This window comes from Rhodopseudomonas sp. BAL398, assembly GCF_033001325.1.
Lineage (GTDB): Bacteria > Pseudomonadota > Alphaproteobacteria > Rhizobiales > Xanthobacteraceae > JARJEH01.
On the sequence record NZ_CP133111.1, the window covers coordinates 646,572 to 666,476 of the forward strand.

At 63.0% G+C, this 19,905-nt stretch carries 10 protein-coding genes and 1 pseudogene; 8 read left to right on the top strand and 3 right to left on the bottom strand.

What is annotated here, in order from left to right; translation table 11 throughout:
• Positions 1-53 precede the first annotated feature (53 nt).
• On the top strand, positions 54-311 hold the full coding sequence (locus RBJ75_RS03005) for a type II toxin-antitoxin system Phd/YefM family antitoxin (protein WP_044413399.1): 258 nt from the start codon (positions 54-56) through the stop codon (positions 309-311).
• On the top strand, positions 308-691 hold the full coding sequence (locus RBJ75_RS03010; protein ID WP_044413396.1) for a type II toxin-antitoxin system VapC family toxin: 384 nt from the start codon (positions 308-310) through the stop codon (positions 689-691). The genes RBJ75_RS03005 and RBJ75_RS03010 overlap by 4 nt, the downstream gene beginning before the upstream one ends.
• A 115-nt stretch (positions 692-806) precedes the next feature.
• Here RBJ75_RS03010 and RBJ75_RS03015 read toward each other — a convergent pair whose 3' ends face one another.
• Complete coding sequence (locus tag RBJ75_RS03015) at positions 807-1,712, bottom strand: hypothetical protein (RefSeq protein WP_052628966.1); 906 nt, start codon at positions 1,710-1,712, stop codon at positions 807-809.
• 246 nt (positions 1,713-1,958) lie between these two features.
• Positions 1,959-3,410 (bottom strand): ArnT family glycosyltransferase, encoded by a 1,452-nt coding sequence (locus RBJ75_RS03020; protein WP_044413416.1) that lies wholly within the window; start codon positions 3,408-3,410, stop codon positions 1,959-1,961.
• A gap of 632 nt (positions 3,411-4,042) precedes the next feature.
• On the opposite strand from RBJ75_RS03020, the gene rplJ reads away from it, so the two are divergent.
• The 6 genes and pseudogenes from rplJ (at position 4,043) to RBJ75_RS03050 (ending at position 18,598) form a co-directional block, all read left to right on the top strand.
• On the top strand, positions 4,043-4,561 hold the full coding sequence (gene rplJ / locus RBJ75_RS03025) for a 50S ribosomal protein L10 (protein ID WP_044413394.1): 519 nt from the start codon (positions 4,043-4,045) through the stop codon (positions 4,559-4,561).
• A 53-nt stretch (positions 4,562-4,614) separates the two neighbouring features.
• Entirely contained in the window at positions 4,615-4,986 is a 372-nt protein-coding gene (gene rplL / locus RBJ75_RS03030; RefSeq protein ID WP_044413391.1) for a 50S ribosomal protein L7/L12, read from the top strand.
• Between the two features lie 515 nt (positions 4,987-5,501).
• Entirely contained in the window at positions 5,502-9,623 is a 4,122-nt protein-coding gene (gene rpoB, locus RBJ75_RS03035) for a DNA-directed RNA polymerase subunit beta (RefSeq protein ID WP_044413388.1), read from the top strand.
• A 152-nt stretch (positions 9,624-9,775) separates the two neighbouring features.
• Positions 9,776-13,972: pseudogene (rpoC, locus tag RBJ75_RS03040) on the top strand (DNA-directed RNA polymerase subunit beta'); the annotation flags it as partial.
• A gap of 356 nt (positions 13,973-14,328) precedes the next feature.
• Positions 14,329-16,389 carry an FAD-dependent oxidoreductase gene (locus RBJ75_RS03045; protein WP_044413385.1) on the top strand — a complete coding sequence of 687 codons (2,061 nt, stop codon included), beginning with the start codon at positions 14,329-14,331 and terminating at the stop codon, positions 16,387-16,389.
• 112 nt (positions 16,390-16,501) lie between these two features.
• The gene (locus RBJ75_RS03050; RefSeq protein ID WP_044413382.1) at positions 16,502-18,598 is read left to right on the top strand and encodes an ABC transporter ATP-binding protein; all 2,097 of its coding nucleotides are present in this window, start codon (positions 16,502-16,504) and stop codon (positions 18,596-18,598) included.
• Between the two features lie 12 nt (positions 18,599-18,610).
• On the opposite strand, the gene RBJ75_RS03055 is transcribed toward RBJ75_RS03050, so the two are convergent.
• On the bottom strand, positions 18,611-19,819 hold the full coding sequence (locus RBJ75_RS03055) for an FAD-dependent oxidoreductase (RefSeq protein WP_044413379.1): 1,209 nt from the start codon (positions 19,817-19,819) through the stop codon (positions 18,611-18,613).
• Between the last annotated feature and the right edge of the window lie 86 nt (positions 19,820-19,905).

Genomic DNA, 19,905 nt, shown 5'->3' on the forward strand with positions numbered 1-19,905 from the left:
TTGAATTGGACCATAAAGCGGTCCAAATTAATCCACCAGGTGAGGAGGTCAGCATGCAGATTTCCGTGACCGAGGCGAAGCGGCAATTGATCGAACTGGTCCGCCGCGCCGAGGCGGGGGACGAGGTGATCCTGACCCGTCACGGTCATGCCGCCGTGCGTCTGGTGCCGCTCAAGGCGGCGCAAGACGCAACATCACGTCGGGCGCTGCTGGAAGCCGTGCGTGCCGCGGGGGCGGCCAAGGCCACGGCCGGACCGAGCGCTGCGCGTAGTCAGGACTTCCTCTATGCCGACGATGGCTTGCCAGCGTGATAGCAGTGGATACGTCGGCGCTGATGGCGATTGTGCTCAATGAAGCGGACGCTGAGGCTTGCATCAGCGTGCTTGAGGCTGAGAACGAGCTTTTGATTTCCGCAGGCACGGTGGCCGAGGCCCTTATCGTCGCTGCCAGGCGGAATGTTGCGGAGGAGATGGCGCGCTTGATCGACGGCGTTGGCTTTGAAATCGTAACCGTTACGCCTGCCGCGGCCCGACGGGTCGCCGACGCCTACGCGAAGTGGGGCAAGGGCATTCATCCCGCTGCGCTGAATTTCGGCGACTGCTTTGCCTACGAAGTCGCGAAGGAACATGCCTGTCGGCTGCTTTATATAGGCGATGATTTTGCAAGGACCGACATCGAGAATGTGCTGTAGCAGCTTCCGGCGTTTGCTCGCTGAGGGGCTTTCCCCGTAACGGTCCCGGATTTGCGGAGCGGTTCGATGCGCCGCCCCTCGTCCGGAACACGTTACTGATGTGCTTGATGTTACCTCAGAACGCCTTGTTGATTGAGATTGCGACCGTCTGGGTGGTGATGTGGCCGGACCAATTGCCGCTCAGGATGCCGGTGTCGGTGTAGCCATCGGTGGCGCTGGCGAACGGGCCCGAAAAGTCGGACGTCTTGTTCTGGGTCACGCCGAAACTGTAGTTGACGTCGATGAACCAGCTGCGGTCGATGTAGTATGTCCCGCCGATCGTGGCGACGCCGCCCCACACCCATTGGGTGCTTGAGAAATTGCTCGGCGTTCCGGTGATGTTGAGATGCTGGCCGTCGATCGCGGCAAAGCCGACCACATTGTTCAAGCTGGACTTGACCTGCGACAGCGACGGGCCGACGCCGGCATATACCATGCTGCGCTCGAAGGAATGGCCGAGGAAGGGAATAAAATTGATCTGATGGGTGATGCCGCTCTGGTACGACCCGATGATCACATTGCCGGTGAAGGTGTTCGGTGTGGCGCTGCTGAACGAGCCGACCTGCGGGTCGCGGACACGGTTGTCGGTCGAATGGGCATTCAGATAGGTGTAGGTGATCTTGCCGCCCCACAGCCAGTCGCTGCCGGCGAAGTGCTGGAAATAGCCGGCCTGGGCCATCGGCGCCAGGATGGATCGATTGTCGAGATAGGGCGTGGTCGGGCCGCCGGCCGAGCCATAGGCGACCTGAACGCCGTTCTGATAGATGTTGGAAACGCCCTCGGCATAGATATTCTGATTGCCATAGCTGAGGGAATTGAAGCTGCCGCCGAGGCCGACGAAATACGCCGCGTTGGGCACATAGGACACAGGCGGTGCAAGCGGCTGCATCCGCGCTTTCGAAACGCGCGATTGCGCGAAGCCGTCACCGGCAAAGCCGAGCGAGGTCGCGGCCACGGCCACGGCCAGAATAGTGCTTTTCATGGAGCTTGTTCCCTGAGGTTCATCTTGACGCTGGTCAACACTAGCGTCCCGAATTTCAGGGGCTGACCCGAAATCAAGGTGGGCCTCAGCCACAAAGCACGCGCAAACTTGGTTGCACGCTCCATGTTGAGCCTGGCCCAGCAAGCCACAAAGGGTTGAGTCGCGCAAGCGACACAACTGATGGAACCTGCGGCTACCGTCGCGCGTCGACGCCGGCCGGGCCACGCGCTTTCGCCGTGCAGGCGATCAGGGCAGGGGGCGCACCTGCACGAAGGATTGCGTCCCGCCCGGGAGTGTTCCCCAGACCGTAACCTGACGTTGCGACAGAAGATCCGTCAGCCGCGCCACGTCTGCAGATCGGATCAAGGCCAGAAAGGGCGGCTTCACCGACTGCAGATCGGCGAGCGTCACTTCGTGGATCGGGCCATCGACATGGGCCAGGACGTTGCTGTTGACGGCATGGCGGGTCGTATAGAGCACACCGGGCAGGGTCTGCTGGGCGAAATTGATGGTTCGCCCTTGGAGCCGACTGGATTGAAACAGGTCCGGCGCCAGCGGCATCACCAGCTGCCCAAGGATGATCGGATAGCTCGCGACGGCGACCACCAGCACCAGCGTCGCCGCCAGCCAGGCCGGGCGCGCGGCTTTCCATTGGTCGAACATCAGTCCGGCCATGGTCGTCAGCCCCAAGGTCGCCGGCATCGCGTAGCGCGCCTTGGCGTCCGGCCAGAATGCCAGGACCGCGGTGCAGGCGGTCGCATAGAGGATCGAGGCGAGCAGCAGATCGGCCTTGGGGTCAGCTTTGGGACTGCGCTCGGTGCGGCTGAGCCGGTAGACCGCAAAGGGAAGCATCAGCGACAGCGGCAGCCATTCGGCCAGGATGCTGAGATCGAATTGATAGAATGGATCGCCGCGATGGCCGCCGAGCCGGGAATGGGTGAGCCATTGTGTGAAGTCGCCGGGCTCGAACACGGCCAGGTACCAGGCCAGGCAGAGGGTCGCGCCGATCGCATTGGCGATCAGGAACGGCGTCAGCTGGCGCCATTGCCGGCGCCACAGCAGATAGGCACCGACCCCGAGCGGGAAATAGGCCATCGGCTGAATCCCCTTGGTCAAGGCGGCGGCGCCCAGCACGGCGCCGATGACGAGGCTGCGCCGCAGCGAGACCCCGCCGGCCACCGTTCCATTCCACCACAGCACGAAGGCCGCGAACAACAGCACCGAGAGCATCACATCCGGCTCGGCGGTGACGACCTTGGTGGCGATCATCGGGCTGCCGAAAAAGCATAATGCGGCGAACAGCGCGGCGCTGTCGCTGGCCTGGGAGCGGACCAGCCGCCACACCAGCAGGGCGCCGGCCAGCAGGAACAGGACATGCGGAATCCGGATGTGCCAAAGCGTGACCTCGCCGGTCAGGCTGCCGAGCGCCGCGGCGATCCAGGACAGCAGCACCGGCCGCTCGATGAATCGAAAGCCATAATGATGCGGCGCCAGCCACCAGCCGTCCTGGGCCGCGCCACGCGCCAGCGCCAGCACGGTGCCCTCTTCGAAATGCGCCGAGCGCAGGCTGATCGCCGGAATCACGGTCAGCGCCCACAGCAACACGATCCACAGCCAGCCCGGCAGCCGCAGGCTTTGCAGCATGGTGAAAGCATCAAGGATGCGGCGGCTTTGCAGGCCTCGCCAGTTCGGATTCACGCTCCCACCTTCCGTCGGGCCGTCCGGCTGGGCAGCGCGATGCTTGCCCGCGCACCGCACGGTGGCCGGCCTGGCAACTTTCATGAAACTTGCCTCTTGGCAAGGCGCGACAGACTCGTTAAACATTCCGTTCCGGGCGCGCTGGCGGTTGCTAGTGCGTCCGTGCTCGTTTTCTTAAAACCCGAATCGATAGGAGACCAGTCCGTCAAGAGGTCCGTCTGGATTGCTTGGGGGAAGGGGTTCAATCGTCGCGGAGGAAGGCGGGCAGGGGGTCTTCGGCGGGTCGGTTAATGGCCTGGTGTGGGATCTCCGAATCCTGTCCGAGACTGCAGGCGCCGACGTTGAAACATCTTGTTTCCTCAAAGGCTTAATTCGTTGCCTGCATAGACGGGTGAAGACCGGATTTTGCGTCTCGTCGCGTCAAGCGGCGGGGAGTGGATTGGGTTCGAACCTCGACACCCCGGTAAGGTGGTGGCTTCGGCCATCTCTGATCGGGAGGGCAGGCTTTTCAATATCGTCCCGCCCGACGTGTCTGAAGACCGTGTGTCTTGAGGTCAGGTTCTGGCAGGACGATGGGTGCAACCCGGCGGTCCTGCCTGCGTGCAGAGGCCGCCAACCGGAGAGAGCTTGCTGTGGAAAGAGCGGCAAAAAAGGACGCGGTCGAAGCGCTGAACGGGGTCTTCAAGACCACCAGCGTTGCGGTCGTGGCCCATTATTCCGGCCTCACCGTGGCCCAGATGCAGAAACTGCGTGCGCAGATGAAGCTGGCGGGCGCCTCGGTCAAGGTCTCGAAAAACCGTCTCGCCAAAATTGCTCTTGAAGGCACCGACGTCGTTGCCATCGGCTCCCTGTTGAAGGGGCCGACCGTGATCGCGACTTCCAACGATCCGGTAGCGGCGCCGAAGGTGGCCGTCGAATTCGCCAAGACGAACGAAAACTTCGTCATTCTCGGCGGCTCGATGGGCACCACCGTCCTGAACGTCGACAGCGTCAAGGCCCTGGCCGCGCTGCCCTCGCTCGACGAACTGCGCGCCAAGATCCTCGGCCTCCTTGTGGCGCCGGCGACCAAGATCGCTCAGCTCTCGACTGCGCCCGCGTCCAAGCTCGCGCGCGTTGTTCAGGCTTATGCCTCTAAGAGCGAAGCGGCCTGACGCCCTTCGCATTCAACCCTGGTTCGAACTGATACGCTTAAGGAAATAGATCAATGGCTGACCTGAACAAGATTGTTGAAGACCTCTCGAGCCTCACCGTGCTCGAAGCTGCCGACCTCGCCAAGATGCTCGAAGAAAAGTGGGGCGTCTCCGCCGCTGCCGCCGTCGCGGTGGCCGGCCCGGCCGCTTCCGCTGCTGCTCCGGCTGAAGAGAAGACCGAGTTCAACGTGATGCTGCTCGCCGCCGGCGAGAAGAAGATCGAAGTCATCAAGGAAGTCCGCGCCATCACCGGCCTCGGCCTCAAGGAAGCCAAGGACCTGGTCGAAGGCGCGCCGAAGGCCGTCAAGGAAGGCGTCAACAAGGAAGAAGCCGACAAGATCAAGGCTCAGCTCGAGAAGGCTGGCGCCAAGGTCGAGCTCAAGTAACCATCGGTTACTGGAACGACACTCCCGGGCCGGCGCGGCTTTGCCGCAGCGCGGTCCGGGGATCGCTACGACGACCGTCAGACCGGGCTCAAGCCCGGTCGGGCGGACTAAAGCGGCGCCGACGGGGCAACCCGGCGCGCCGGATCTGGACAGGCCATACACAGGATTGTGTGGGGATTGGCGGGAACACCCCTCGAATCTCCACATTTGCCGTACCATATTGGGATGGCAGCACGAAAGCGCGGTGGCGTGGGAGATGGTGACGTCTCCATGCACCCGTTGGGAGATCAACAATTTCGGGCTTTTTCGGTCTGTAACGAGATGGTTTTGACGGGCGGGTGCAGTCAGGCGCCCCGCACGTCGTTTTGCGTTCGAGGTTTCTGACGTTCGGATTTAGGATTATGTTCCTGACATCGGACTGCTGAGTTTCGGATGTTTCGGTAATTCAACCCGGGGGCGATGCCAATCGCGCTTCGGAAGGTTCGCCCCCACGGGCGACGAAATGAGAGGCCACGATGGCGCAGCAGACGTTCACCGGTCGCAAACGCGTTCGCAAGTTCTTCGGACATATTCGGGAAGTCGCCGAGATGCCGAACCTGATCGAGGTTCAGAAGGCATCCTACGACCAGTTCCTGATGATTGCCGAACCTCCGGGCGGGCGTCTCGACGAGGGCCTTCAGGCCGTGTTCCGCTCGGTGTTCCCGATCTCGGACTTCTCCAATACCTCGATGCTGGAATTCGTGCGCTACGAATTCGAGCCGCCGAAATATGACGTCGATGAGTGCCGTCAGCGCGGCATGACCTATGCGGCGCCGCTGAAGGTGACGCTGCGCCTGATCGTGTTCGATATCGACGAGGAAACCGGCGCGCGTTCGGTCAAGGACATCAAGGAGCAGGACGTCTACATGGGCGATATCCCGCTCATGACCATGAACGGCACCTTCGTCGTCAACGGCACCGAGCGCGTCATCGTCTCGCAGATGCATCGTTCGCCCGGCGTGTTCTTCGACCACGACAAGGGCAAGACCCATTCGTCCGGCAAACTGCTGTTCGCCGCCCGGGTGATTCCGTATCGCGGCTCCTGGCTCGACATCGAGTTCGACGCCAAGGACATCGTGTTCGCGCGCATCGATCGCCGCCGCAAGATTCCGGTGACGTCGCTGATGTTCGCGCTCGGCCTCGACGGCGAGGAAATCCTCAGCACGTTCTACAACAAGATCCAGTACAAGAAGATCAAGGAAGGCTGGCGCGTTCCGTTCGATGCGAGCCGCTTCCGCGGTTACTCGACCATCAACGATCTGATCGACGCCGATACCGGCAAGGTCGTGCTCGAGGCCGGCAAGAAGCTGACCGTGCGCGCCGCCCGGCTGCTGCAGGAGAAGGGCCTCAAGGCGCTGCGGCTGACCGACGAGGAACTGATCGGTAACTATCTGGCCGAGGATCTGGTCAATCCGAAGACCGGCGAAATCTACGCCGAAGCCGGCGAGGAGATCACCGAGAAGTCGCTGAAGGGGCTGCACGAGCAGGGCTACAAGGAACTGCCGCTGCTCGACATCGACCATATCAATATCGGCGCCTATATCCGCAACACGCTGGCGGCCGACAAGAACATGACCCGCGAAGACGCGCTGTTCGACATCTACCGGGTGATGCGTCCCGGTGAGCCGCCGACCATCGATTCGGCGCAGAACATGTTCCAGTCGCTGTTCTTCGACTCCGAGCGCTACGACCTGTCCGCGGTCGGCCGCGTCAAGATGAACATGCGCCTCGAACTCGACGCGCCCGACACCCACCGCACGCTGCGCAAGGAAGACATCCTGGCGGTGATCAAGACCCTGGTGGGTCTGCGCGACGGCCGTGGCGAGATCGACGACATCGACCATCTCGGCAACCGCCGGGTGCGCTCGGTCGGCGAGCTGATGGAAAATCAGTATCGCGTCGGACTGCTGCGCATGGAGCGCGCCATCAAGGAGCGGATGAGCTCGGTCGATATCGACACCGTGATGCCGCAGGACCTGATCAACGCCAAGCCGGCGGCCGCCGCGGTGCGCGAATTCTTCGGCTCCTCGCAGCTGTCGCAGTTCATGGATCAGACCAATCCGCTGTCGGAAATCACCCATAAGCGCCGTCTGTCGGCGTTGGGCCCGGGCGGTCTAACCCGCGAGCGCGCCGGCTTCGAAGTCCGCGACGTGCATCCGACCCATTACGGCCGGATCTGCCCGATCGAGACGCCGGAAGGCCCGAATATCGGCCTGATCAATTCGCTCGCGACCTTCGCGCGCGTCAACAAATACGGCTTCGTCGAGACGCCCTATCGCAAGTGCAAGGATGGCCACGTCACCGACGAGGTGGTGTATCTGTCGGCGATGGAAGAGGGGCGCTATTCGGTCGCGCAGGCCAATGTGGCGCTCGACGCCAAGGGCCGCTTCACCGAGGACCTGATCGTCTGTCGTGACGGCAGCACCCGCGACGTGCTGCTGATCCCGGCCGACAAGGTCGACTTCATGGACGTGTCGCCGAAGCAGCTGGTGTCGGTCGCCGCGGCGTTGATTCCGTTCCTCGAGAACGATGACGCCAACCGCGCGCTGATGGGCTCCAACATGCAGCGTCAGGCCGTGCCGTTGGTGCGTGCCGAGGCGCCGTTCGTCGGCACCGGCATGGAAGCCGTGGTGGCCCGCGATTCGGGTGCGGCGATCGCCGCGCGCCGGACCGGCGTGATCGACCAGATCGACGCCACCCGCGTCGTGATCCGCGCCACCGACGATCTCGACCCCACCAAGTCGGGCGTCGATATCTACCGGCTGATGAAGTACCAGCGCTCCAACCAGTCGACCTGCATCAACCAGCGTCCGCTGGTGAAGGTCGGCGACAAGGTGGCCAAGGGCGACATCATCGCCGACGGCCCGTCGACCGATCTCGGCGAGCTGGCGCTGGGCCGCAACGTGCTGGTCGCGTTCATGCCGTGGAATGGCTACAACTTCGAAGATTCGATCCTGCTGTCGGAGCGCATCGTCAAGGAAGACGTCTTCACCTCGATCCACATCGAGGAATTCGAGGTGATGGCCCGCGACACCAAGCTCGGGCCTGAGGAAATCACCCGCGACATTCCGAACGTTTCGGAAGAAGCGCTGAAGAACCTCGACGAAGCCGGCATCGTCTATATCGGCGCCGAAGTCCGCGCCGGCGACATTCTGGTCGGCAAGATCACGCCCAAGGGCGAAAGCCCGATGACGCCGGAAGAAAAGCTGTTGCGCGCCATCTTCGGCGAAAAGGCTTCCGACGTCCGCGACACCTCGCTGCGGGTGCCGCCCGGCGTGCAGGGCACCATCGTCGAAGTCCGCGTCTTCAACCGGCACGGCGTCGACAAGGACGAGCGCGCCCTGGCGATCGAACGCGAAGAGATCGAACGCCTCGCCAAGGACCGCGACGACGAGCAGGCCATTCTCGACCGTAACGTCTACGGCCGCTTGGCGGAGCTGTTGGATGGCCGCCAGGGCATCGCCGGGCCGAAGGGCTTCAAGAAGGACACCAAGATCACCCGTCCGGTGCTCGAGGAATATCCGAAGTCGCAGTGGTGGTTGTTCGCGTCGCCGAACGACAAGCTGATGGCTGAGATCGAAGCGATGCGGAAGCAGTACGACGAATCGAAGAAGGGCCTTGAACAGCGCTTCCTCGACAAGGTCGAAAAGCTGCAGCGTGGCGATGAATTGCCGCCCGGCGTGATGAAGATGGTCAAGGTCTTCGTCGCGGTGAAGCGCAAGATCCAGCCCGGCGACAAGATGGCCGGCCGCCATGGCAACAAGGGCGTGGTCTCCAAGATCGTCGCGATCGAGGACATGCCGTTCCTCGAGGACGGCACCCATGCGGACATCGTGCTCAATCCGCTCGGCGTGCCGAGCCGGATGAACGTCGGTCAGATTCTGGAGACGCATCTGGGCTGGGCCTGCGCCGGCCTCGGCAAGCGCATCGGCCAGACCATCGACGCCTATTATCAGAAGCAGGATCTCAAGCCGATGCGCGAGACCCTGAAGAAGATCTACGGCGACGACGAGACCATCAAGTCGCTCGACGATACCGAGCTGCTCGAACTCGCGCGTAACCTGAAGCCCGGCGTGCCGATCGCGACGCCGGTGTTCGACGGCGCCAAGGAAGCCGATATCGAAGAGATGCTGAAGCTGGCGGGGCTCGACGCCTCCGGACAATCGACCGTCTATGACGGCCGAACCGGCGACGAGTTCGACCGCAAGGTGACGGTTGGGTACATCTACATGCTCAAGCTGCACCATCTTGTGGACGACAAGATCCACGCCCGTTCGATCGGTCCGTACTCGCTCGTTACCCAGCAGCCGCTGGGCGGCAAGGCGCAGTTCGGCGGACAGCGGTTCGGCGAAATGGAAGTGTGGGCGCTCGAGGCTTACGGCGCCGCCTACACGCTTCAGGAAATGCTGACCGTGAAGTCGGACGACGTCGCCGGCCGTACCAAGGTGTACGAGGCGATCGTGCGCGGCGACGACACCTTCGAGGCCGGCATCCCGGAATCGTTCAACGTGCTGGTCAAGGAAATGCGCTCGCTCGGCCTCAACGTCGATCTGCACAATTCCAAGGCGGGCGGCACGACGTCCGAGGCGGCCGAGTAACAACAAGCGTCATGCCCGACCGACCCGCGCGAAATCAGACTCGCGCGGGTCGGTCGGGCATTCGCACCGTGCTCGGACGTTGAGCGCGGCGCGGGTCGACCAGGGAATTTCGGATTTGCTGCCGGTGACGATCGGCACGCGAGGAGAAGACGATGAACCAAGAAATTATGAATCTGTTCAATCCGACGACGCCGGCGCAGGTGTTCGACCAGATCCGGATCTCGATCGCGTCGCCGGAAAAGATTCTGTCGTGGTCCTACGGCGAAATCAAGAAGCCGGAAACCATCAATTACCGCACCTTCAAGCCCGAGCGCGACGGCCTGTTCTGCGCCCGCATCTTCGGGCCGATCAAGGATTACGAGTGCCTGTGCGGCAAGTACAAGCGGATGAAGTACAAGGGCATCATCTGCGAAAAGTGCTCGGTCGAAGTGACGCTCTCCCGCGTCCGGCGCGAGCGCATGGGCCATATCGAGCTCGCAGCCCCCGTGGCGCATATCTGGTTCCTGAAGTCGTTGCCCTCGCGCATCGGGCAGTTGCTCGACATGACGCTGAAGGACCTCGAGCGGATCCTGTATTTCGAATATTACGTCGTGCTCGAGCCGGGTCTGACCGCGCTGAAGGACCGCCAGCTCTTGAGCGAGGAGGAGTTCCTCCGCGCCCAGGACGAGTATGGCCAGGATTCCTTCACCGCCATGATCGGCGCCGAGGCGATCCGCGAATTGTTGAAGGGTCTTGAGCTGGAAAAGCTCGATGCGCAGCTGCGCATCGACATGCAGGAGACCGAATCCGAGATCAAGCACAAGAAGCTCGCCAAGCGGCTGAAGATCGTCGAGGCGTTCCGCTATTCCGGCAACAAGCCGGAATGGATGATCCTGACCGTGGTGCCGGTGATTCCGCCGGACCTGCGGCCGCTGGTGCCGCTCGATGGCGGCCGCTTTGCGACCTCGGATCTCAACGATCTGTATCGCCGCGTCATCAACCGTAACAACCGCTTGAAGCGGCTGATGGAGCTGCGCGCGCCGGACATCATCATCCGCAACGAAAAGCGCATGCTGCAGGAGGCCGTCGACGCGCTGTTCGACAACGGCCGCCGCGGCCGCGTCATCACCGGCGCCAACAAGCGCCCGCTGAAGTCCCTGGCCGACATGCTCAAGGGCAAGCAGGGTCGGTTCCGTCAGAACCTGCTCGGCAAGCGCGTCGACTATTCGGGCCGTTCGGTGATCGTCGTCGGTCCGGAACTGAAGCTGCACCAGTGCGGCCTGCCGAAGAAGATGGCGCTCGAGCTGTTCAAGCCGTTCATCTATTCGCGGCTCGACGCCAAGGGTCTGTCGACCACGGTGAAGCAGGCCAAGAAGCTGGTCGAGAAGGAGCGTCCCGAGGTCTGGGACATCCTCGACGAGGTGATCCGCGAGCATCCGGTGCTGCTGAACCGCGCGCCGACGCTGCATCGTCTCGGCATTCAGGCGTTCGAGCCGGTGCTGATCGAGGGCAAGGCGATCCAGCTGCATCCGCTGGTTTGCGCCGCGTTCAACGCCGACTTCGACGGCGACCAGATGGCCGTGCACGTTCCGCTGTCGCTTGAGGCGCAGCTGGAAGCCCGTGTCCTGATGATGTCGACCAACAACATCCTGCATCCGGCGAACGGCCAGCCGATCATCGTGCCGTCGCAGGATATCGTGCTCGGCCTGTACTACCTGTCGATCCTGCGCGAGGGATTGCCGGGCGCCGGCAAGCTCTATGGCGAGATGGCCGAGATCGAGCACGCGCTGCACGCCAAGGTCATCCATCTGCACACCAAGATCAAATATCGGTGGCAGGGCCTGGACGAGAACGGCAAGCAGGTCAGCCGCTGGTACGACACCACGGCCGGCCGCGCCATGCTGGGCCAGGTGTTGCCGAAGTCGGTGAAGATGCCGTTCGACGTCATCAACAAGCTGATGACCAAGAAGGAAATCTCCGGCGTCATCGATCAGGTCTATCGTCACTGCGGTCAGAAGGAGACGGTGATCTTCTGCGACCGCATCATGGCGCTGGGCTTCTACAACGCGTTCAAGGCCGGCATTTCGTTCGGCAAGGACGACATGGTGGTGCCGGCGTCGAAGTGGAAGATCGTCGATACCACCCGCACGCTGGCGAAGGATTTCGAGCAGCAGTACAATGACGGTCTGATCACCCACGGCGAGAAGTACAACAAGGTCGTCGACGCTTGGTCGAAGGCGACCGAGGGCATCGCCAAGGAGATGATGAAAGAAATCTCCTCGGTGAAGACGAACGCCAAGGGCGAAGAAACCCAGATCAACTCCATCTACATGATGGCGCATTCGGGCGCGCGCGGTTCGCCGGCGCAGATGCGTCAGCTCGCCGGCATGCGCGGCCTGATGGCCAAGCCGTCGGGCGAGATCATCGAGACGCCGATCATCTCGAACTTCAAAGAGGGCCTGTCGGTTCTCGAATACTTCAACTCGACCCATGGCGCCCGTAAGGGTCTGGCCGACACGGCGTTGAAGACGGCGAACTCCGGCTACCTGACGCGGCGTCTGGTCGACGTCGCGCAGGACTGCATCATCACCCAGGATGATTGCGGCACCAAGCTCGGCATCAAGATGCGCGCCATCATCGATTCCGGCACCGTGGTGGCCTCGCTGGCGTCGCGCATTCTCGGCCGTACCAACGGCGAGGATCTGCGCGATCCGGTGACCAACAAGATCGTGGTCAAGCGCGGCACGCTGATGGAGGAGACCCACGTCGACGCCATCCAGCAGGCCGGCATCCAGGAAGTGAAGATCCGCTCGGCGCTGACCTGCGAACTGGTCAACGGCATCTGCGGCAAGTGCTACGGGCGCGATCTCGCCCGCGGCACCCCGGTCAATCACGGCGAGGCGGTCGGCGTGATCGCGGCGCAGTCGATCGGCGAGCCGGGCACCCAGCTGACGATGCGCACGTTCCACATCGGCGGCGCGGCGCAGATCAACGAGCAGTCGGTGATCGAATCCAACTTCGACGGCAAGATCACCATCAAGAACATGGCGATCGCCAAGAACGGCGAAGGCCACCGCGTTGCGATGGTCCGCAACATGGTGATCGCCATCAGCGACGCCGACGGCACCGAACGGGCGACCCACCGCATTCAATACGGCGCGCGCGTGCACGTCGACGAAGGCGACATGGTCAAGCGCGGCCAGCGCATCGCCGAATGGGATCCGTACTCACGGCCGATCCTGACCGAGGTCGAGGGCACCATCGATTTCGAGGATCTGATCGAGGATCAGTCGATTTCGGAAACGCTCGACGAATCGACCGGCATCGCCAAGCGTATCGTCATCGACTGGCGCTCGACGCGCGGCGGCGCCGATCTGCGTCCGGCGATCGTCATCAAGGGTAAGGACGGCAAGATCCTCAAGCTCGCCCGCGGCGGCGAGGCCCGCTACATGCTGTCGGTCGACGCGATTTTGTCGGTCGACGTCGGTGCCAAGGTGAAGACCGGCGACATTCTCGCCCGTATCTCCACCGAAAGCGCCAAGACCCGCGACATCACCGGCGGTCTGCCGCGGGTGGCGGAATTGTTCGAGGCCCGCAAGCCGAAGGACGCCGCCATCATCGCGGAAATCGCCGGCACCATCCGGTTCGGACGCGACTACAAGAACAAGCGCCGGATCTCGATCGAGCCGCTCGACAAGAATGAGGAGACTCGCGAATACCTCATTCCGAAGGGCAAGCACATCCATCTGCAGGATGGCGACATCGTCGAAAAGGGTGACTTCATCGTCGAAGGCAACCCGGCGCCGCACGACATTCTGGCGATCAAGGGCATCGAGGAACTCGCCGCCTATCTGGTCAACGAAATCCAGGAGGTCTACCGGCTGCAGGGCGTGTTGATCAACGACAAGCACATCGAGGTGATCGTTCGCCAGATGCTGCAGAAGGTCGAGATCACCGACCAGGGCGAGACAGACATGATCTCGGGCGAACAGATCGACAAGATCGAGTTCGACCAGCTCAATGCGCGGGCGAAGGAAGAGGGCAAGAAGATCGCCACGGGGACGCCGGTTCTGCTCGGCATCACCAAGGCGAGCTTGCAGACCCGCTCGTTCTTCTCGGCGGCGTCGTTCCAGGAGACTACCCGCGTGCTGACCGAAGCCGCCGTCAACGGCAAGGTCGACCCGCTGGAAGGCCTCAAGGAAAACGTCATTGTCGGCCGGCTGATCCCGGCGGGCACCGGCGCCTCGATGGCGAAGATCCGCGAAGTCGCGGTGAAGCGCGACAAGATGATTCTCGACGAGCGCGAGAAGCAGGCGGCGATCGTGCCGACGGCTCCGGAGGAGGAACCGCTGGCGCTGCCGACGCCCGAATCGGCGCAGCAATCGGAGCCGGTTCAGGATCCGAGCGCGGAATCAGAGTCGACGCCGACGGCCGAATAGGCCGATACTGCGATGCAATACCGAAAAGGCCGGCGCAAGCCGGCCTTTTTCTGTGCTGGTGCGGGATTTTTCCGTCGATTACATTCCGTTCATGTTCCCTTCAGGTGAAAAGCGCTTTTGCTGTGATGCCCTGAAGGAATCCGGACCGATGGGCTCCGCTCGGCCACCGATGGTGGCGGTGTCGCGAAGCGTCGGTCCGTCCCCATGGAATGATATTTCTGGAAAGCTGATAGGCTGGAGATGCGGCGTTGCCATCGCAACCCGTTTGGACGTGTGAAAGAACAAGCATGTTTGACCTTGCAATCGTTGGTGGTGGCCCGGGCGGCCTGATGAGCGCCTGGTATCTGAAGAAAAAGCTCGGGGAATTGTGCCGGGTGACGATTTTCGAGGCCTCCGACCGGATCGGCGGCAAGATCGTCACGCAGAAATTCGACAGCGCGCCGGCGATGTACGAGGCCGGGGTCGCCGAGCTCTACGACTACTCGATGACCGGACCGGACCCGTTGCGGGAATTGGTGCAGCATTTCGGCCTGCAGACCATTCCGATGGACGCCGAGCAGGTGCAGCTCGATGGCGAGCTGCTGGCCGACGTGCCGGGGATGCGCAAGAAATACGGTGACAAGACCGCCGATGCGATCGAGGCGTTCCGCAAGCTGTGCGCCACCAAGGTCTCGCCGCAGGAATATTACGAGGGCGTCGGCGCCCACGACAATGAACATCCCTGGGCCTGGGTGAATTGCGAGGAATTGCTCGACAAGGAGATCCAGGACCCGGTCGCCAAGCGCTTCTTCAAGGTGATGGCGCGTTCCGACATCGCCACCGAAAGCCACAACACCAACGGGCTGAACGCGCTGAAGAACTTCGTGATGGATATCGACGGCTATATCGGCCTGTATTCGATCCAAAACGGCAATGAACAGCTGGTGTCCTGCCTGCATTCCGAGGTCGACGCCAAGGTCAAGCTGAACCACCGCGTGCTGAAGGTCGGCAAGACCGAGGCCGGCCGCTATCAGCTCAACATGATGAACGGCAAGGGGCCGGAGACCGCGGATTTCGATCTGGTGCTGATGTGCCTGCCGCATAATTGGCTGGCGACGATCGGCTGGGGCGACGAGCAGCTGCGCCGTGCGATGGTCAAGCATGTCGCCTATTTCGATCGCCCGGCGCATTACCTGCGGATCTCGGTGCTGTTCGATTCGCCGTTCTGGGGCGACAAGATCCCGGGCTCCTGGTTCATGTCGGAAGCGTTCGGCGGCTGCTGCGTCTACAATGAGGGCTCGCGCCACGACGTCGGCAAATATGGCGTGTTGAACTGGCTGATCGCCGGCTCCGATGCGCTGGCCTATTCCAACCTCACCGACAAGGAGCTGATCGACCAGGCGCTGAAGACGCTGCCGGCGTCGCTCGGCAACGCCCGCGACCATTTCATGGAGGGCAAGACCCATCGCTGGCTGTCCTCGGTCAATGCGATTCCCGGCGGCTTGCCGGTGCGCGACGTCATGACCAATCACCGGCCGGAGCCGAAGAATCATCCCCGGCTGGTGGTGGTCGGCGACTATCTGTTCGATTCGACGCTGAACGGGCTGTTCGATTCCGCCGACGCCGCCACCGACATCATCGTCACCGAGACCATCAAGCTGCGCCGTAGCCGGGCGCGGCTGGAAGCCGGCAAGTCGGCTTCCGACAAGATCGATCGCGACTATTTCGAGAACTATCGCGGCCTCGGGCCATATCCAGAGGCCTGGAAGCAGTTCAACGCGCCTGACTACCTGATGGATCAGGTCAAGACCGTGTGGGAGAAAGCCGGCGGCTACAAATTGCTGATCGCCGGATCGGCGAGCGGCGAGCTGGTCGGTGCGCTGCGCGAACGCGGCGTCGATGCCTGGGGCGTCGAGAACAACCGCTTCATCCATGCCAAGACGCCCGCGGCGTTGAAGCCGTTCAACCTGCTCGGATCGATCGTCGATCTGCCGTTCGCCGACGAAGAGTTCGACTTCGTGTTCGAGACCAGCCTGTGTCACGTCGCGGAGAACCGGGTGGTGAAGGCCATTCGCGAGCTCAATCGCGTGGTCAAGACCGGCGTGCTGTTCGGCTCTGTGACCAGCGACATGGAACCCCATGTGATCGATCGTTACGACCTGTTGCGCGGGGTCAAAAAGCTCGGCACCTGGTGGGAATGGTCGGAACTGTTCTTCAATAACGGGTTCGACCTGTCGATGAACCGCAATGATTGCTCCGAGGAGCTGTGGGAAGTCGCGCTGAAGGCCGGCAAGGGGCCGGATCACTGGTACGCCGACGCGGAAAGCCTGCGCTATTCCTTCTACGACAAGGTCGCTGACGACGACTGAGCGCGGCCGCCTGGCCGCGCGGGTCCTGATCGCGTAAGGTCGTTGCCGTGGCGGGCCTCGCCACGGCGCTGTAGATTGCGGTCATGTTGGCCGAGCACCAACGGTTCATCTCATGGCGCCAAAGCCCCCCAAAAAGCCCCCAGCGCCAACCGACAAGGACAAGCCCGCGGCAGTCGATGCCGTGGCGTCGCCGCTTGACGGGAAGTTCGCGCTCCCGGTCGGCCCCGCCGCGGTGAAGGTGCCCAGTCTGAAACCACCCACCCTCGCCAAGAAGCCCGTGGTGGTTCCGGCGCCGGTGGCAACGACCGCCGCCACCGCCAAAGCCGCCGCCGCCAAAGTCGCCGAAGATGAAGACGACGACGAGGAGGACGAGGACGACGAACTCGACGACGATGACGATGACGAGGAACTCGTCGTCTTCACCGCGCGGGAGGCGGCCGGCGCGCTCGCCACCAATTACAATTTCGTCCGGCCCTTCCTGAAGAATTCCAGGAAGATGCTGGCCTTCGTGGTGTTCGGCGTCGTGGTCGAGACGCTGTTCAACGTCATCATGCCGCTCAGCCTGAAATTCCTGATCGACGACGCGCTCGGCGAAGAGGATTTCGACGCGCTGATCAAGATTCTATCGGTGCTGGCGGTGGCCGGGATCATCACCTCGATGGTGGCGATCTGGTATGAAAGATGGGACGCGCGGTTTGTCTCCGCAATCCTGTCGGATGTCCGCGCCCGGTTGTTCGACCATGTCCAGCGGCTGCCGGCGTCCTATTTCGGTCGCACCAAGCGCGGCGAGATCCTGTCGCGGTTCTCGATCGACATGTCGGCGTTCGAAGGCGCGGTCGAATCCTTCGCCAATACCGGATTGCTGCCGCTGCTCGAATTGATCGCCGGCATGGCCTTGATGCTGTTTTTGAACTGGCAGCTCGCAGTGGTGGCGCTGCTGATCTTTCCGATCACCCTGATCGGGCCGCGGCTGCTGACGCCGAAGGCGGTGCTGGCCAATTACGAGCAGAAGGTCCAGGAATCCGCGCTGCTCGGCGTGGTGCAGGAAAACGTCGCGGCGCAGGCGGTGGTCAAGGCCTTCGGCCTGCAGCGCAAGATGTTCGGCTTCTTCCGGCTGCGCAATGACGACGCCCGGCGCAAGATCGCCTCGGCGACCTTCCTGTCGACCATGGTGGAGCGCTCGGTCACGATCTCGGTGCTGCTGCTGCATCTCGTGGTGCTGGCGCTCGGCGCCTATCTGGCCACCAAGGGCCAGATCACCGTCGGCACCTTTGTCACCTTCGAAAGCGCGTTCTGGGAAGTCTCCTACAACATCGCGCATGTGATGCATTTCATCCCGCTGTCGATTCAGTCGGCGGCGGCGGTGCGCCACATGGAGGAACTGCTCGATGAGCCCACCCCCGGCACCGATCGCCCCGGCGCGCCGGATATGCCGCGGATTGCCAACGATATCTCGTTCGAGCGGGTCACCTTCAAATATGAAGGCGCCGAGACCTCGGTGCTCGACAATCTCAGCCTGAAGCTCGATGTCGGCAAGACCATCGCCATCGTCGGCCCCAGCGGCTCCGGCAAGAGCACCTTGCTGAACCTGATTTTGCGGCTGTATCAGCCGGACGATGGCCGCATCACCATCGACGGCGTCGATGTCCGCAAGGTCACCATGGACTCGCTGCGCGCCAGCATGGCGGTCGTGTTCCAGGACAACATGCTGTTCAACATGTCGATCCGCGAGAACATCCGGCTCGGCAAGGAAGGCGCCACCGATCAGGAGGTCGAGCAGGCGGCGAAGAAGGCCGAGATCCACCGCTACATCATGAGCCTGCCGAAGAAATACGACACCGTGGTCGGCGAGCGCGGCGACACGCTGTCGGGCGGCCAGCGCCAGCGCCTGGCGATCGCGCGCGCGATCGTGCGCGATCCCGCGGTTCTGCTGCTCGACGAGGCGACCTCGGCGCTGGATCAAAGCACTGAGGCCGCGATCAACAAGACGCTGATGAAGCTCGCCAAGGGCCGCACCATGATCTTCTCGACCCATCGGCTGACCTCGGTGGTCGATATGGACGAGATCATCGTGATCAATAATGGTCAGGCGGTCGAGCGCGGCTCGCACAAACAGCTGCTGGCCGCGGGCGGCGTCTATCGCAAGCTGTGGGACGACCAGAGCCACCACGTCGATGACGATGACGACGACGAGGATGACGACGACTGAGCCGACGCCTCCTCAGGCCAGCCGGCCGTGATCGGCGCGCGGCGGCTGCGTTGCGAGGTCCGGCGCGGCGCCAGCGCCGCCGACCCCATGGCGCGCTCGCCGCAAGGCGCCCCGGCTGGCCCGCGCGATGAAACGCGCCCAGCGCCGCGCCCGCCAGATCGGGCCAAGGTCGGTGGACAGCGCCCGCAGGTGAAACGCCTTGTCGGTCGACCAGGCATCCACCGCGGTCTTGACCGGGTCGTCGTAGAATGCCGCGATCTTCTCCACGCCCATGCCCGGCGTCGCCAGCCAGGCCGGAATGTGGACATTGCACAGCCGTTCGACGTCGGTGAACACCTTGTCGGTGCCGGTGCCGCCGGCGGGGCAGGAGGTGCAGAACGCATCGCCGACCAGCACCACGCCCGGCTGGCGGTGGCCTTCGGCCACATAGAGGTCGGCCGGACGGATATGGACCGGCCCGGCCACTTTGAAGTCGCCGGTGATGTGCGTCAGTCGCGGCATCAGGCCGCGCAAGGCCGCTTCCGGGCTCTCGCGCATCTGCCCGAACCAGGGATCGTCGAGCCGGCGATATAGCATCAGATTGGCGCGCATCGCCTGGCCGACCGGGAACAGCGTCAGATAGGCCATCCGGTCGCTGGCGCGCTCCGGGTAATAGGTCAGAGCCGGGAAGGCGAAGCCGGCGCGGCCGACCGGCACCAGATCGAAGCCGAGCGAGACCGAGTGGCACTCGCTGATCACCCGGTTCTCGATCCCGATCGTGCGGCGCAGGCCCTTATTGAGACCGTTCGCCATCACCACCAGCCGCGCCGAGATGGTCTCGCCGTCCGACAGGGTGATGCGCTGGCGATCGCGGCTGGTCGCGATCGCGGTGGCCTTGGCGTGGATGCGGACGACCTCCGGCGGAATTTCCGCGCGCAGCGTGGCGACCAGATCGTCGTACAGGATGCCGTATTGATCGCTGGGCTTCTTGTCGATCAGCCGGCCGAATCGCGCGATCCAGACCGCGCCGTCATGGGTGGTGGCGCGCAGCACCGGCTCGGCCAGCCCGGTCCTGCGCAGGATCGCGATCTGGTCGCCGCCGAGCTTTTCGCAGCGGAAATCCGGCGGATAGACCTTGTGTGGATCGATGACGATGGTCGCAACGCCGGCGCGGCCGAGGGCGGCCGCGGCGGTGGAGCCGGCAAGACCGCCGCCGATGATCGCGATATCGGTATAGCGCATGGCGGGCGTCTCTGTTCGGCGCATCTTTGTCCGGAAAACACCAACAAACCTTGAAGGCCGGCGCCGGGCCGCTAACCCTTTCATTT